Below are 13,971 nucleotides of genomic sequence, written 5' to 3'. Positions count from 1 at the left end.
ACCCGATCCAAAGGAAATGCCCATGCTCCGCACGCTTCTGGCCGCGACCGCCTTCGCCGCGCTCGCCACGGCCGCCCCGCTCACCCCGGCAGCCGCCCAGGATTTCGACTTCGCCAATATGTCCGACAGCCAGAAATCCGCATTCGGCGACGCCGTGCGCGAATATCTGATGGCGAACCCGCAGGTTCTGGTCGAGGCGATCAACGAGCTGGAGGCCAAGCAACAGGCCCAGCAGGCCGACAATGACAAGAAGCTCATCCAGACCAATGCGAAGGACATCTTCGAGGACGGTCACAGCTGGGTCGGCGGCAATCCCGACGGTGACATTACCATGGTCGAGTTCATGGATTACAAATGCACCTACTGCAAGAAAGCCTATAGCGAGGTCTCGGACCTGATCTCGAAGGACGGCAATATCCGCTTCATCGTCAAGGAATTCCCGATCCTCGGCCAGCAATCCGAACTGGCGGCGCGCTTCGCGGTGGCGACGAAGCAGATCAACGGCGACGACGCCTATGCGAAGATGCACGACACGCTGATGACCGCGCGGGGCGACCTGACCGTCGAGAGCCTGAGCCAGATCGCGAAGGATCAGGGTCTCGATCCGCAGCCGATCCTGAAGCAGATGAACGACGACTCGGTCACCGAGGTTCTGCGCCAGAACTACCAGCTGGCACAGCGCATGGCGATTTCGGGCACCCCGGCTTTCGTGATCGGCGGCCAAATGCTGCGCGGCTATGCCCCCGAAGCCGCGATGGCGAAAATGGTCGCCGAAGAGCGCCAATCCGAGTGATCCGCACCTGAAGAACGCCGTGCAAAGCCTTCTTCAGGTTAATTTTTCGAGATTGTCAGCGCCGCCCGATTCGATCACGATCCGGGCGGCGTTTTCCTGTCGTTTACCGTGACTCTCCAAAGCTTTTTCGCGTTAGACGGTCCTCGGTGGATCGCGCATCGCGGCGGCGCACCAGCGCCAGCAAGGTAAAAATGCCCCCCCCATAAAAGAACCGGCGCGATGACGCGCCGGCTCTCATGTCGCATTCCGTCTCGGGGCCTTACGAGGCCGGGACGACGTAGACGATCGCGCGATTGTCGGGATTCACGAAGACCGTGCGGTCGTTGATGTTGCCGTAGGCATAGGTGCTGTCGGGCACCGGCGTCAGCGTCACCACGTCCGGGACGACCTTGCCGGTCGCAACCTCGCCTTTCAGATAGACCGGTGCGACAGGGTGCTTCTCGACCCAGGTGATCGTGGTGGGTTCGGGCTTGGCGGCAGCGCCGACACCTGCGGCACCGACGAGCGCGCCGACCACGGCCCCCACGGGACCGCCCACGGCCGCGCCGGCTGCACCACCCGCGGCAGCACCGGTCAGCGCCGCGGCACCCTGAGCGTCCTTGTTGGCGTTATCGCCCGGGACCTGAATCTGGTTCACCGTCACCGATTGCGGGTTCGTCGACAGAAGCGCCATCTGGCCGTCGACCATCACACCCAGCTGGCTGGCAGGGGCATAGCCGTTCATGCCGTCATAGGTAACCTGGCAGATCGTGCCGTCGGGCAGGCAGCCTTCGACCGGAATGGTCGAGCCGGCCATCACGGTCGCAACGGTTTTCGACGAGGCTTCGACCCCGGCATGGATCGTCACGTCGCCCTGCGCCGTCGCCATAAGCGGCGGGCTGGTTTCAGCAAAAGCGGTGCCGGCGATCATCGTGGTGCTGGCAGCAGCAGCGAGAATAGTAGCGAGTTTGCGGGTCATTGGACTTACCTCCGTTATTACCCTGACCGTCATCAGCGACGGCCTCTCTCCGTTTGTGGAGAGGGAAATGTGGAGGGGGCCAAATCGTTCCGCGCCCACCTCATCACGCCAGCGTGAGGTGGGGCGAATTCAGGAGGCCGGAGGCGCTTTTCCGCTTACTCGGCGGCAGCTTTCTCGGCTTCGATCTCTGCCGATTTTTTCTCAACCAATTCAACGATATGGTCGATCATGTCCGCGTTGGACTGCTTGTGATCCTGCTTGCCGGCCATGTAAACCATGCCCGATCCGGCCCCGCCGCCGGTAAAGCCGATATCGGTCATCAGCGCTTCGCCGGGACCATTCACGACGCAGCCGATGATCGACAGCGAGATCGGCGTCTTGATGTGTTCGAGCCGTTGCTCGAGCTCTGCGACGGTCGCGATCACGTCGAACCCTTGCCGCGCGCAGGACGGGCAGGAGATGATCTGCACGCCGCGGGTGCGAAGCCCGAGCGATTTCAGGATCTCGAAACCGACCTTCACCTCTTCGACCGGATCGGCCGAGAGCGAGACGCGCAGCGTGTCGCCAATGCCCATCCACAGCAGGTTGCCCAGCCCGATCGCGGATTTCACCGTGCCGGAGGTCAGGCCGCCCGCCTCGGTGATGCCAAGGTGGATCGGCGCGTCGGTGGCCTCGGCGATGCCCTGGTAGGCTGCGGCGGCGAGGAACACGTCCGACGCCTTCACCGAAATCTTGTATTCGCGGAAATCGTGATCCTCGAGAATGCGGATATGGTCCATAGCGCTCTCGACCATCGCCTCGGGGCACGGCTCGCCGTATTTCTCCAGCAGGTGCCTCTCGAGAGAGCCCGCATTCACGCCGATCCGGATCGAACAGCCGTGATCCTTGGCGGCGCGCACGACCTCGGCCACGCGCTTCTCATCACCGATATTGCCGGGATTGATGCGCAGGCAGGCCGCCCCCGCCTCCGCCGCTTCGATCGCGCGTTTGTAGTGGAAATGGATGTCGGCAACGATCGGCACCGGGCTCTCGCGGCAAATCTCGCGCAGGGCGCGGGTGCTCGATTCATCCGGGGTCGAGACACGCACGATATCCGCGCCGACATCGGCCGCGCGGATCACCTGATCGAGCGTCGCGCGCACGTCCGAGCTGTCGGTATTGGTCATCGTCTGCACCGAGATCGGCGCATCGCCCCCGACTGGGACATTGCCGACCATGATCTGACGGGACTTGCGGCGATAGATATTGCGCCACGGGCGGACCGGGTTGAGAGACATGCAAACGCTCCTTCGAGACCTCGGCTCCTGATACGCCAAGGCCCGCTGCGGTGCAACGGGCCGGGGCGGATCGTGATCTGCGGATTATTGCTGGTCGGTTGCGGCCTGCTTCGCGGCATCGCCCGCATCGGCCACGGCGATCATCTTCGCGAGGTCCTTGTCCTGCGAGAGATTGGCGACCGGATAGGTCTCGTCGAGCGCGGCCGAAGACAGCTTGATGTTCTTGGTGACCTGGCCGCGCTTGCCGACCGGGCCATGCGTCACGCCGTTGACCGCGAAATAGATCGCGCCGGATTCACCCGTGCGCATCGTCGGCGGCTCTTCGAGCTTGGGCAGCACGTAGCGTTCGCCCGCATCCATGACCTTCTCGAACAGCGTCGCGCCATCGGCGGATTTGATCCGCACCCAGGAGGGGCGCACGGCCAGCACGACGACGTCGGGCTGATCGGCTTCGAGCGCCTTGGCGACGGCGGATTGGATGTTGTTCTCGGGGCCCGCCGCGGAGGCGAGCTGCGTGCCTTTGGGCGCATCGTTGTTCTGCGCCAGACCGATCAGATTGGGCGTCAGGCCCGGAGCGGCTGCGCCCACCCCCTGCCCGGCCAGCGCGCCGGTCGCATTGGGGTCGATCGAGGCGATCGGCCCGTCACGCGAGACCAGCACCGGCGCGTCGAGCGCGGCCGGGCGGTAGATGCGTGCGGAGCGCTCGGGCTGGTTGACCTCGGGCAGCGTGTCATCGGCCTGCGCCATCTCCGGCCCGTCCTTGACCGAGTCGAGCGGGTCGAGATCGGCCATCACGCCGGGCGCCTGATCCACCGGGGTCAGCTGCACGCGCTGCACTTCCTGCAGCACGGTCCAGCCGCCATAGCCGATCCCGCCACCGATCAGCGCCAGCACGAAAAGCGCACCGACCGCGCGCGGTTCGATCTTGCTCCAGATCGATTCCTTGCGGGGAATGAAAGCGGGATTGGCGAGCGCCTCGGCCATGTCCTTCGGGTCGCGCTGCGGCTTGGGGCCGGAGGCGGCCTCCGACATGCCGTGGGCGGGCGAATAGCCAGCCTCGTTGCAGAAGCGCTGGAACGACCATTCCGGGTCGAGACCGAGGTAACGTGCATAGGAGCGCACATAGCCCGCGATGAAGGAGGGCGTGTCGAAAGCTTCCACATCGCAGGCTTCAATGGCCGCGATATAGGCTGCCTTGATCCGGAGTTCGCGCTGAACATCAAGAAGAGATTTGGCGAGCGTCGCCCGTTCGCCGCGCATCACATCGCCAAGACGAAGTTCGAAATCGTCAAACCCTTTGGGTTTGACTTCGTCCTCCGTCGAAGGTTTAGCCCTTCGCCCGATCATGCTGCCTGTCCCTGCCGTTTTCCCGCCTGCGTCGATTCGGAGCCAATAGCCCCTTCGATTAACAAAGGCTTATCACAAGCAAGCGAGCCGCGCACGCGCCTATGTCGCTCAGGCGCTCGCTTCGGCGCGATTTAGCTCACAGCGCGCCCAAAGCGCATCCATGCCCTTGACCAGAGCGTCAATCATACCGGTGTCGTGCACCGGCGAGGGCGTGAAGCGCAGACGTTCGGTCCCGCGCGGGACGGTCGGGAAGTTGATCGGCTGGACATAGACGCCGAACTCGTCGAGCAGCATGTCCGACAAGGCCTTGGTATGCTTGGGATCTCCGATGATCACGGGCACGATATGCGAGCCGTGGTCGATGATCGGCATCCCCATGCCCTTCAGGCGCATCTTGAGAATCTTCGCGTGCAGCTGCTGCTTGTCGCGCAGCTCCTGACCGCCCTCGCCTTTCAGGAAAGCGATCGACGCGGCAGCACCAGCCGCGACCGCCGGCGGGATCGAAGTGGTGAAGATGAAGCCCGGCGCATAGGAGCGCACCGCGTCCACCATCTTGGCCGACGCCGCGATATAGCCGCCGAACACACCGAAAGCTTTACCCAGCGTGCCGTTGAAGATGTCGATCCGGTCCATCTCGCCCAGCTTCTCGGCGATACCGGCCCCGCGCGGGCCATACATGCCGACCGCGTGCACCTCGTCGAGATAGGTCAGCGCGCCGAATTCCTCGGCGAGGTCGCAGATGTCCGAGATCGGGCCGAAATCGCCATCCATCGAATAGACCGACTCGAAAGCGATCAGCTTCGGCGCGGCGGGATCGTCGGCGGCCATCAGTTCGCGCAGATGGGCGACGTCATTGTGGCGGAAGATACGCTTGGCGCCACCGTTGCGGCGGATGCCTTCGATCATCGAGGCGTGGTTCAGCTCGTCCGAATAAATGATCAGGCCGGGGAACAGCTTGGGCAGCGTGCTCAGCGTCGCGTCATTAGCGATATAGGCCGAGGAGAAGACCAGCGCGGCCTCCTTGCCGTGCAGATCGGCGATCTCATGCTCCAGCCGCTTGTGATAGACCGTGGTGCCGGAAATGTTGCGCGTCCCGCCCGAGCCTGCGCCGGTGGCGTCCAGCGCCTCGTGCATCGCCGCCAGCACAGCCGGATGCTGGCCCATGCCCAGGTAGTCGTTGCCGCACCAGATGGTGATGTCCTGCTTCGATCCGTCCGGCTTGGTCCAGACGGCATGGGGGAAATTGCCCTTCTCGCGCTCGATGTCGATGAAGACGCGATAGCGGCCTTCCTCGTGCAGCTTGTCAATCGCCTGATCGAGTGCGCGGTCGTAATCCATCTTATGCTTCCCTTGCATGACTGTTCGCTGGGTCTGCCCTAGAGGGCTCCACAAAGCGCGACATTGATAAATGTCAAATTCCTCTCCCTGAAGCGTAAAAATGTCGCAGATAGTCATGAAAAGCAAACATTCACTTTTCGCAATTTGTCGCACCCTTGCGTCACCCCCTCTGGACAGTCTCGCGCGCGGCCCTAGGCTGTGGCAAAAATAAAGGAGGCCTGCATGGCACTGAACGAGGTTCTCACCGAAATCGACAATGGTCTGGACGCCGCGATGGAGCGGCTGTTCGAGTTGCTGAAAATCCGCTCGATCTCGACCGATCCGGCCTATCGCGAAGAGACCCACGAAGCCGCGGAATGGCTCGTCAAGGAGTTGAAATCGCTTGGCTTCGACGCGGAGCTGCGCCCGACCACGGGCCATCCGATGGTGGTCGCGCATTCCAAGGGCGACGGCCCGCGCCTGCTGTTCTATGGCCACTACGACGTGCAGCCGGTGGACCCGCTGGAGCTGTGGGACACGCCCCCCTTCGAGCCGCGCATCGAGGACACCGAGAACGGCCGCGTCATCCGTGGCCGCGGGGCCTCCGACGACAAGGGTCAGCTGATGACCTTCATCGAGACCTGCCGCGCCTACAAGGCCGTGAACGGCGAATTGCCTGGCAATCTCGTGATCTTTCTTGAAGGCGAGGAAGAATCGGGCTCTCCCTCGCTGGTGCCCTTCCTCGAGAACAACCGCGAGGAACTGACCTGCGATCTGGCGCTGATCTGCGACACCTCGATGGTCTCCCCCGGCGTGCCCTCGATTGCGGGCAGCCTGCGCGGGATGCTGAAGGACGAATTCACCCTGCACGGTCCGCGCATCGACCTGCATTCGGGCCATTACGGCGGCCCCGCGCTGAACCCGCTGCGCGAGATTTCCAAGCTGATCGCGAGCTTCCATGACGACAAGGGCCGCGTAGCCGTCGAGGGCTTCTACGAAGGCGTTCATGAAGTGCCTCAGGAGCAGCTCGAGGCCTGGAAGACCTGCGGCTTCGACGAGGAGGAATACCTTCACCACGCCGGGATGACGGTGCCGCACGGCGAAGAGGGTTACACGACGCTGGAGCAGCAATGGGCACGTCCGACGCTGGAGATCAACGGTCTCTGGGGCGGTTATCAGGGCGCGGGCTCGAAGACCGTGATTCCGGCCGAGGCGCATTGCAAGATCACCTGCCGCCTGGTGGGCGACATGGACCCCGCCCATGTGCGCAAGGTTCTGCGTAAACATGTCGAGGACCGCCTGCCCGTCGATGCGCGCATCACCTGGGACAACGATCTCGATGGCGCGCCGGCCTCCGTCATGGACACCTCGCGCCCGGAATTCGAAGCCGCGCGCCAGGCACTGAGCGACGAATGGAACCGCGAGGCGGTGATCGTCGGCATGGGCGGCTCGATCCCGATCGGCTATTACTTCAAGTCGATCCTCGGCATGGATGCGATGCTCGTCGGGTTCGCCAATGACGACGACGCGATCCACTCGCCGAACGAGAAATACGACGTCAAAAGCTTCCACAAGGGGATCCGCTCCTGGGCGCGGATTCTCGACCGGATTGCGAAATAAGCCTGCGGCGAGGGCTTCGCGGCCCTCGCACAGCCGCGCTTCAGTCACCGGCCATTCGCCTCTCGCGAATGGCCGGAACCGTTTCAACTCCCGGATCGCGCCGGAGGCGGCCTCTACTGCCCGTCCCGCGCCGCCTGCACCGCCTGCATCCGCTCGGGCCATGTCGAGCGGATGAAGCCGAGGATGTCGAGGATTTCCGCATCGCTCAGCGTTCCGCCGAAACCCGGCATCCCACTCGGGAAATCGGCGACCCCACGCGCGGCCAAAGCTACCGCCCCACCCTGCTTGACGTAATCGAACAGCAAGGCGGTCTCGTGGTGCCAAGTGTGGCCGGTGGCATCATGCGGCGGCGCCGGCAGAACCCCATCGGGCCCCGCCTCGCTCCAGTCCGGCTGCCCCTCAAGATCGGCGCCATGACAGCTCGCGCAATGGGTCGCGTAAAGCTGCTTGCCCCGTGCGATATCGCGCCCTTCAAGCGAGCTGGCGCCCGCCGGAGACAGGGCAACGCCCCCTGTGATCGCGAGGCTGAGAAGGAATATCCGCCCCATCACGCCACCTCGATCCAGGATGTCATCCCCGCCGCCGCATGGGCCAGCATGTGACAGTGCAAAAGCCACTTGCCGGGGTTGTCGGCGGTGAAGGCGATCTCGTGGCTGCGCCCCGGGATCGTCAGCACCGTGTCGCGCATCGGGCCGAGGCTTCCATCCTCGCGCAGCTCGCGGAAATGCATTCCGTGCAGGTGCATCGCATGCGGGAAAGCGGTATCGTTGACGAAGCGCAGCCGCACCGGTTCGCCCTGCGACAGCTTCGCGAATGGCGTATCGCCGATTCCGGCCTGACCGGCCAGCGTCCAGAAATTGCCGCTTTGCATCAGGGCCTGCATCCGGTTGCGTGACATTCGGCCCATCGCGCCGCCCTCGATCTTCATCTCCAGCGGACGGGCCTGTGTCAGATCGGGCGGGTCCATGTTCGGATTGGGCGGCAGGGCCGCAGGCGGATCGCGCCGCGTTCGGCTGGCCTCGCCCGAGATCGCGAAGCCGACCTGACGCTGCCATTGCTGATCATTGCCGAGCCGCTCGATCGCGGCCTCGGCGCCATCGCTGGTCACGTCTACGATCAGGTCCACGCGCTGCGCAGGCGCGAGCACCAGTTCCTCGGGAATAGCCTCCGGCGCGGGCAGCGGCATCCCGTCGAGCGCCACCTGCCAGCCCGAAAGCCCGGTCAGGCGCAGCACGAAAATCCGCGCATTGGCGGCATTGATCAGCCGCAGGCGTAGCCGTTCATGGCGCTTCGCCGTCAGGGTCAGGGCGTAATGCCCGTTGGTGCCCACGAGATTGCCGAAACGCCCGCCGTGGCTGAGGTCCATCGGATGGGTGAAATCCGGCTCCAGCTGCGCAGTATCGGGGTCGAGCAGCCAATCGTCGAGCAACAGCACCTCGTCGCGATCGACATCCGGCGCCTCCGGCTCCTCGACGATCAGCGCACCGGAGAGACCCCGCGCGACCTGCTCCATCGACTTGGTATGCGCGTGATACCAATAGGTGCCCGCGTCCGGCACACGGAAATCATAGTCGAAGGTCTGGCCGGGCGGCACCGCGTCCTGCGTAAGCCCGGCCACGCCATCCATCGCGTTGTCTATGCGGATGCCGTGCCAATGCACCGAGCTTGGCACGGCGAGCTTGTTGACGAAGCGGCGTTGCAGCCGCACGCCTTGGGCCACCCGAAGCTCCGGCCCCGGCAGCGTGCCGTCATAGGACCAGACCTCGGTCTGCGGATAGCCCTCGGGGGCGATCTGGGCCTTGGCCACCTGTGCGGTGAGCAGCGTCGGGGCGGTGGCCGCCCCTCCTGCACGCGCGGTCAGCGCAGACGCACCCATCCCGGCGAGTACGGCACGGCGGGTCAGTTGGAAGTTCCGCATCTCACTCGATCCCGTTCGCGCGCTGCAATTCGCGTACGTAAGCGACGATATTCGCGACATCGCCGCGGGTCAGGCCCTCTTGCGGGGGCATGTTGCCGAAGCGCCAATGATGCGCCCGTACCCCGGTCTGAACGGCGGCCTGAAAGGCCATGTCGCCGTGATGGGAGGGTTCGTAGATCTTGTGCACGAGGGGCGGGCCGAAGCCCATCTTGCCCGTGGCATTCGCGCCATGACAGGCGGCGCATGTCGCATCAAATGCGCGCTTGCCCATCTGGGCCTGCTCGGAGAGCGTGTTCGGCAGGGAGACAGAGACAAGCGGTTCGCCCCGTGCGGGCGCAGCCTCCGCCTCGGTCGCGGTGTCGGGCTGCAGAACGAGCCAGCCGCCCGCAGCGAGGGCCGCGACGACAACGGCAGAAAGTATGTAGCGTTTCATCAGGGTATCCTGTTCGATCATGCGTCCTTTGCACGGACGCGACAGACGAGCCCCCTCGGGGGCCAGCGACGGTGTGATCGATCAGATACGGGGCGGAGGAAGATCGAGTTGCGGCTCATGCGCCAAGGGTGCGGGCGTCTCCGCAGGACGGAGCGTCATCGACAGGTCGGCGCGGCTCAGAGAGAATTCCGGCGCATGATCGAGCCCGGCAGAGACCATCATCTGGGCATGGGGACAGGACTGGTCCTGCATCGGTCCCGCATCGTGATGGGTGTCGGGACAGGCCGAACAGTCGCTCATGGCGACCGTGTCCACCGCGTCCATCGCGCGTGCATGTGTCATCGCGGCAGCGGGCGCGCCCAACTGCGACAGACCGATCAAGCAGACCAGTGCGATCATCACGATATGCAGCGCTTTGCGCATGGCTCTCCCGGCTTCTCCCTGCCCTCTATCTGATGGGCTCTGACGCGGCTGTCAATTCCCGCGCAGTCCCATCAGGTCGTCGAGGATCGCGCAATCGGGCGCATCGTCGCCGTGGCATTGCGCGATCAAATGTTCGAGCCGGGACTCCAACGCAGCGAGCGACGCGATCTTCTCGCGCACCGCTTCGAGGTTTTCCTGCGCCAGCGCGCGCACATCGCGGCTGGCCCGTCCCGCATCGGCGCTCAGCGCAAGAAGGCGGCGACATTCCTCGAGCGAGAACCCAAGGTGACGCGCCTGCGCCAGAAGCCGCAGCTGCTCCACGCAGCTTTCCGAGAAATCCCGGTAGCCATTGGCCCGCCGATCCGGCGAAATCAGGCCGATATCCTCGTAATAGCGGATTGTTTTGACCGGCAGCCCGGCCTGCGTCGCGGCGGTTCCGATATTCATGAGCGCGTGCCTCCTGCGACACATATAAACCTTCCAGCGGCTGGAGGCAAAAGTCACGCTCGCGTGAGAAATACGGGAACGGCGCCACGCGATCGAAGGTTGGCGTGGAAAGATCAATCAGGCTCTTGACCCTCCAGCTACTGGAAGCCCTATCTGATGGGGCGAAGTTGCCGAAAGGATGAACGGATGACACCGCAGCACGCCCATCATACCAAGGAAACCACCGACGCAATCACGCGCGATCCGGTTTGCGGCATGACGGTCGACCCGAATGCCGACAAACCCAGCGCCGAGCATGACGGGCACCTGTACCATTTCTGCTCGCAGGGCTGTCACGACAAGTTCGTGGCCAAACCGAATGACTACATCAAGGCGACCGACCCTGTCTGCGGCATGTCGGTCGAGCGCGCGACGGCGAAGCACATGGCCAAGCTCGATGGCGAGCGATTTTATTTCTGCTCCGAAGGCTGTCAGCACAAGTTCGAGGCCCGGCCCGAGGATTATCTGGGCGCGCGCCCGGCGGCGAAGCCGATGCCCGAGGGCACGCAATATACCTGCCCGATGCATCCCGAGATCGTGCAGGATCATCCCGGAGATTGCCCGAAATGCGGCATGGCGCTGGAGCCGATGAGCCCCACCGCCGATAGCGGCCCGAACCCCGAGCTTGTCGATTTCCGCCGCAGGCTCTGGATCATGGGGCCGCTGGCGGCGGCGGTCTTCGTGCTGGAGATGGGCGCGCATATCGGGCTGCCCGTCGCGGACTGGATCGGGCCGAAAGCCTTCCTCTGGCTGCAATTCGCGCTGGCGACGCCGGTTCTGTGGTTCGCGCGTCCCTTCTTCGTGCGTGGCTGGAAATCGGTGGTGAACGTCTCGCCAAACATGTGGACGCTGATCGCGCTGGGTACGCTCGCGGCCTACCTGTTTTCGCTCGCGGGCCTTCTGCTGCCGGGTATCTTCCCGGCAGAGATGCTCAACGAACACGGGCTTCCCCCGGTCTATTTCGAAGCCTCGGCGGTGATCCTCGTGCTGGTGCTGATCGGCCAGATCATGGAGCTTTCCGCGCGTGAGAAGACCGGAGATGCGATCCGCGCGCTGATGGACCTCGCGCCGAAAACCGCGCGTCGCGTGGGCGAAAACGGTGACGAGGACGTGCCACTCGATCAGGTACAGACGGGCGACAAGCTTCGCGTGCGCCCGGGCGAGACCGTGCCGGTCGATGGCGTGGTCACGGAGGGCTCCTCCGCCATCGACGAGAGCATGATCACGGGCGAGCCGGTCCCGGTCGAGAAAGCCCAGGGCGATGCGGTCACCGGCGGCACGCTGAACAAGCAGGGCAGCTTCGTGATGGAGGCGCAGGCCGTGGGCTCGGAAACCACGCTCTCACGGATCGTCGAGATGGTCGGCAAGGCGCAACGCTCGCGCGCCCCGATCCAAGGCTTGGCCGATCGCGTGGCGCTTTACTTCGTGCCCGCCGTCGTGGCCTGCGCCATCCTCGCCTTCATCGCATGGCTCGCCTTCGGGCCGACCCCGGCCTTGGGCTATGCGACCGTGGCTGCGGTGTCGGTGCTGATCATCGCCTGCCCCTGCGCGCTGGGTCTCGCCACGCCGATGTCGGTGATGGTGGGCACCGGGCGCGGCGCGAGTGCAGGCGTGCTGATCCGCGATGCCGAGGCGCTGGAACGCTTCGCCAAGGTCAACACGCTCATCGTGGACAAGACCGGCACGCTGACCGAGGGCAAGCCCGCGCTGACCGATGTAATCGCGGACGGGGCCTCGGAGGAAGAGGTCAAATCGCTCGCCGCCGCGCTGGAACGCGGATCGGAGCACCCGCTTGCCGAGGCCATCGTGCAAGGCGCGGAAGGTGCGCCCAAACTCGAGGCCGAAGGCTTCGAGGCGGTGACCGGCAAGGGCGTCACGGGCCGCGTCGACGGCGCGCAGATCGCGCTCGGCAATGCGGCCCTGATGAAGCAGATCGGCGCGGATACCTCCGCCCAGTCCGACACGGTCGAGCGTCTGCAATCGGACGGCAAGACGGCGATGTATCTCGCCCGCGACGGTGCAGTGATCGGCGTGATCGCGGTGGCCGACCGGATCAAGGAGACCACCGCGGACGCCATTCGCGCGCTCCACGACGAGGGGCTGCGAATCGTCATGGCCACCGGCGACAGCGAGGGCACCGCGCGGGCCGTCGCACGCGAGCTGGGCATCGACGAGGTCCATGCCGGGGTCTCGCCCGAGGACAAGGCCGCGCTGGTCGACAAGCTGCGCAAGGACGGCGCCTCCATCGCGATGGCCGGTGACGGGGTAAACGACGCGCCTGCGCTGGCGGCCGCCGATGTCGGCATCGCCATGGGCACCGGCGCGGATGTCGCGGTGGAGAGCGCCGGGCTGACGCTGGTCAAGGGCGACCTGACCGGCATCGTCCGGGCACGCCGTCTGGCCGAGGGCGTGATGCGCAACATCCGCCAGAACCTGTTCTTCGCCTTCGCCTACAACACCGCGGGTGTGCCGATCGCGGCGGGCGTGCTCTACCCGGTCTTCGGCCTGCTGCTCTCGCCGGTGATCGCGGCGCTCGCGATGAGCTTCTCGTCGGTCTCGGTGATCGGTAACGCGTTGCGGCTGCGGAGGCTGAAGCTGTGACATTCCCGAAGAAAGATGACAGGGTAACGCAAAACTCCGGAGGACTCATGACACGCTTTCTAAGCATTCTCGCCCTCGTGGCGCTGCCCACCGTCAGCTACGCGCACGGGGATGGCAGCGCGGATGGGGACACGCATGACATGATGTCGGGCGATCACATGATGATGGACGATGCGGAGATGGGCGACCACGCGCATATGGGCGCCGACGAGGACATGCCCGCCCATGACGATCACATGATGCCGGACGAGGCCCATGCCGACGGGCAGATGCCCATGACCGCGCCCGAGCAGATGCCCGGGATGCAGGCAGCGGGCGCGATTACCGAGCCGGGTCAATCCGCTTTCGCGGCGATCCAGGAGATCGTGGCCCATCTGCTCGCCGATCCCGACACGGATTGGAACCGCGTCGATATCGAGGCGCTGCGCCAGCATCTGATCGACATGAACAATGTCACCCTGCACGCCAAGGTCAGCGAGAGCGACATCGAGGGTGGTGCGCGCTTCGAGGCAACCTCGGACGATCCTGCGGTTACCGCCTCCATCCGCGCAATGGTGCCCGCCCATGTCGCGACGATGAACGGTATTCGGGGCTGGGAAATGAGAGCCGAGGAAATCCCCGGCGGCAGCGCGCTCACCGTGACCGGGGCGGATGCGCAGAAAATCCGCGCGCTCGGCTTCATCGGCATCCTGACGGTCGGCGCGCATCATCAGCCGCACCATCTGGCGATGGCGAAGGGCGAGATGACGCAGGGGCATTGAGCCCTCTCAGGTGACACGGAACGCGAAAGGCTGCCGA

General features: G+C 64.8%; 13 protein-coding genes. 4 read left to right on the top strand and 9 right to left on the bottom strand.

The genetic code is table 11. From position 1 onward, the window contains the following. Positions 1 to 22: 22 nt before the first annotated feature. Complete coding sequence (locus B6V76_RS00710) at positions 23 to 793, top strand: DsbA family protein (RefSeq protein ID WP_088718428.1); 771 nt, start codon at positions 23 to 25, stop codon at positions 791 to 793. Between the two features lie 259 nt (positions 794 to 1,052). On the opposite strand, the gene B6V76_RS00705 is transcribed toward B6V76_RS00710, so the two are convergent. The 4 genes from B6V76_RS00705 to hemA form a co-directional block, all read right to left on the bottom strand. Next, positions 1,053 to 1,751, bottom strand: a complete 699-nt coding sequence (locus B6V76_RS00705) for a DUF1236 domain-containing protein (RefSeq protein ID WP_088726416.1) — start codon at positions 1,749 to 1,751, stop codon at positions 1,053 to 1,055. Between the two features lie 155 nt (positions 1,752 to 1,906). Continuing rightward, positions 1,907 to 3,028: a flavodoxin-dependent (E)-4-hydroxy-3-methylbut-2-enyl-diphosphate synthase gene (gene ispG / locus B6V76_RS00700; RefSeq protein WP_075775085.1), complete on the bottom strand. Its 1,122-nt coding sequence runs from the start codon at positions 3,026 to 3,028 to the stop codon at positions 1,907 to 1,909. A gap of 84 nt (positions 3,029 to 3,112) precedes the next feature. Then, positions 3,113 to 4,375 (bottom strand): helix-turn-helix domain-containing protein, encoded by a 1,263-nt coding sequence (locus B6V76_RS00695; protein ID WP_088726415.1) that lies wholly within the window; start codon positions 4,373 to 4,375, stop codon positions 3,113 to 3,115. 108 nt (positions 4,376 to 4,483) lie between these two features. Beyond that, positions 4,484 to 5,713: a 5-aminolevulinate synthase gene (hemA, locus tag B6V76_RS00690; protein WP_075775087.1), complete on the bottom strand. Its 1,230-nt coding sequence runs from the start codon at positions 5,711 to 5,713 to the stop codon at positions 4,484 to 4,486. A gap of 222 nt (positions 5,714 to 5,935) precedes the next feature. Between hemA and B6V76_RS00685 the strand changes: the two genes are divergently transcribed. Then, positions 5,936 to 7,312, top strand: a complete 1,377-nt coding sequence (locus B6V76_RS00685; protein ID WP_088726414.1) for a dipeptidase — start codon at positions 5,936 to 5,938, stop codon at positions 7,310 to 7,312. A gap of 113 nt (positions 7,313 to 7,425) precedes the next feature. On the opposite strand, the gene B6V76_RS00680 is transcribed toward B6V76_RS00685, so the two are convergent. The 5 genes from B6V76_RS00680 to B6V76_RS00660 form a co-directional block, all read right to left on the bottom strand. Continuing rightward, the gene (locus B6V76_RS00680) at positions 7,426 to 7,860 is read right to left on the bottom strand and encodes a c-type cytochrome (protein ID WP_088726413.1); all 435 of its coding nucleotides are present in this window, start codon (positions 7,858 to 7,860) and stop codon (positions 7,426 to 7,428) included. Next, on the bottom strand, positions 7,860 to 9,230 hold the full coding sequence (locus B6V76_RS00675; protein ID WP_088726412.1) for a multicopper oxidase family protein: 1,371 nt from the start codon (positions 9,228 to 9,230) through the stop codon (positions 7,860 to 7,862). Before B6V76_RS00675 ends, B6V76_RS00680 begins: the two co-directional genes overlap by 1 nt. Before the next feature lies 1 nt (position 9,231). After that, a complete protein-coding gene (locus B6V76_RS00670; protein WP_088723389.1) occupies positions 9,232 to 9,663 on the bottom strand; it encodes a cytochrome c in 432 nt (143 codons plus the stop codon). 81 nt (positions 9,664 to 9,744) lie between these two features. Beyond that, entirely contained in the window at positions 9,745 to 10,086 is a 342-nt protein-coding gene (locus tag B6V76_RS00665) for a hypothetical protein (protein WP_088726411.1), read from the bottom strand. Positions 10,087 to 10,137: 51 nt separating this feature from the next. Beyond that, a complete protein-coding gene (locus B6V76_RS00660; RefSeq protein WP_088726410.1) occupies positions 10,138 to 10,533 on the bottom strand; it encodes a MerR family transcriptional regulator in 396 nt (131 codons plus the stop codon). 186 nt (positions 10,534 to 10,719) lie between these two features. On the opposite strand from B6V76_RS00660, the gene B6V76_RS00655 reads away from it, so the two are divergent. Both B6V76_RS00655 and B6V76_RS00650 read left to right on the top strand, forming a co-directional pair. Continuing rightward, on the top strand, positions 10,720 to 13,173 hold the full coding sequence (locus B6V76_RS00655; RefSeq protein WP_088726409.1) for a heavy metal translocating P-type ATPase: 2,454 nt from the start codon (positions 10,720 to 10,722) through the stop codon (positions 13,171 to 13,173). Between the two features lie 47 nt (positions 13,174 to 13,220). After that, the gene (locus B6V76_RS00650) at positions 13,221 to 13,934 is read left to right on the top strand and encodes a hypothetical protein (RefSeq protein ID WP_088726408.1); all 714 of its coding nucleotides are present in this window, start codon (positions 13,221 to 13,223) and stop codon (positions 13,932 to 13,934) included. Positions 13,935 to 13,971 lie beyond the last annotated feature (37 nt).

The sequence above is a fragment of the Thioclava sp. IC9 genome (assembly GCF_002213225.1).
Taxonomy (GTDB): Bacteria; Pseudomonadota; Alphaproteobacteria; order Rhodobacterales; family Rhodobacteraceae; genus Thioclava; species Thioclava nitratireducens.
Note: the sequence above shows the minus strand (reverse complement) of the source record. Positions and strands in the feature narration are given on the sequence as shown.

Bases quoted from the DNA above. Each gene is read 5' to 3' on its own strand.
- B6V76_RS00685 (WP_088726414.1), top strand. From the start codon at position 5,936: ATGGCACTGAACGAGGTTCTCACCGAAATCGACAATGGTCTGGACGCC.
- B6V76_RS00655 (WP_088726409.1), top strand. From the start codon at position 10,720: ATGACACCGCAGCACGCCCATCATACCAAGGAAACCACCGACGCAATC.
- ispG (WP_075775085.1), bottom strand. From the start codon at position 3,028: ATGTCTCTCAACCCGGTCCGCCCGTGGCGCAATATCTATCGCCGCAAG.
- B6V76_RS00680 (WP_088726413.1), bottom strand. From the start codon at position 7,860: ATGGGGCGGATATTCCTTCTCAGCCTCGCGATCACAGGGGGCGTTGCC.
- B6V76_RS00675 (WP_088726412.1), bottom strand. From the start codon at position 9,230: ATGCGGAACTTCCAACTGACCCGCCGTGCCGTACTCGCCGGGATGGGT.
- B6V76_RS00670 (WP_088723389.1), bottom strand. From the start codon at position 9,663: ATGAAACGCTACATACTTTCTGCCGTTGTCGTCGCGGCCCTCGCTGCG.
- B6V76_RS00660 (WP_088726410.1), bottom strand. From the start codon at position 10,533: ATGAATATCGGAACCGCCGCGACGCAGGCCGGGCTGCCGGTCAAAACA.
- B6V76_RS00650 (WP_088726408.1), top strand. From the start codon at position 13,221: ATGACACGCTTTCTAAGCATTCTCGCCCTCGTGGCGCTGCCCACCGTC.
- B6V76_RS00705 (WP_088726416.1), bottom strand. From the start codon at position 1,751: ATGACCCGCAAACTCGCTACTATTCTCGCTGCTGCTGCCAGCACCACG.
- B6V76_RS00695 (WP_088726415.1), bottom strand. From the start codon at position 4,375: ATGATCGGGCGAAGGGCTAAACCTTCGACGGAGGACGAAGTCAAACCC.
- hemA (WP_075775087.1), bottom strand. From the start codon at position 5,713: ATGGATTACGACCGCGCACTCGATCAGGCGATTGACAAGCTGCACGAG.
- B6V76_RS00665 (WP_088726411.1), bottom strand. From the start codon at position 10,086: ATGCGCAAAGCGCTGCATATCGTGATGATCGCACTGGTCTGCTTGATC.
- B6V76_RS00710 (WP_088718428.1), top strand. From the start codon at position 23: ATGCTCCGCACGCTTCTGGCCGCGACCGCCTTCGCCGCGCTCGCCACG.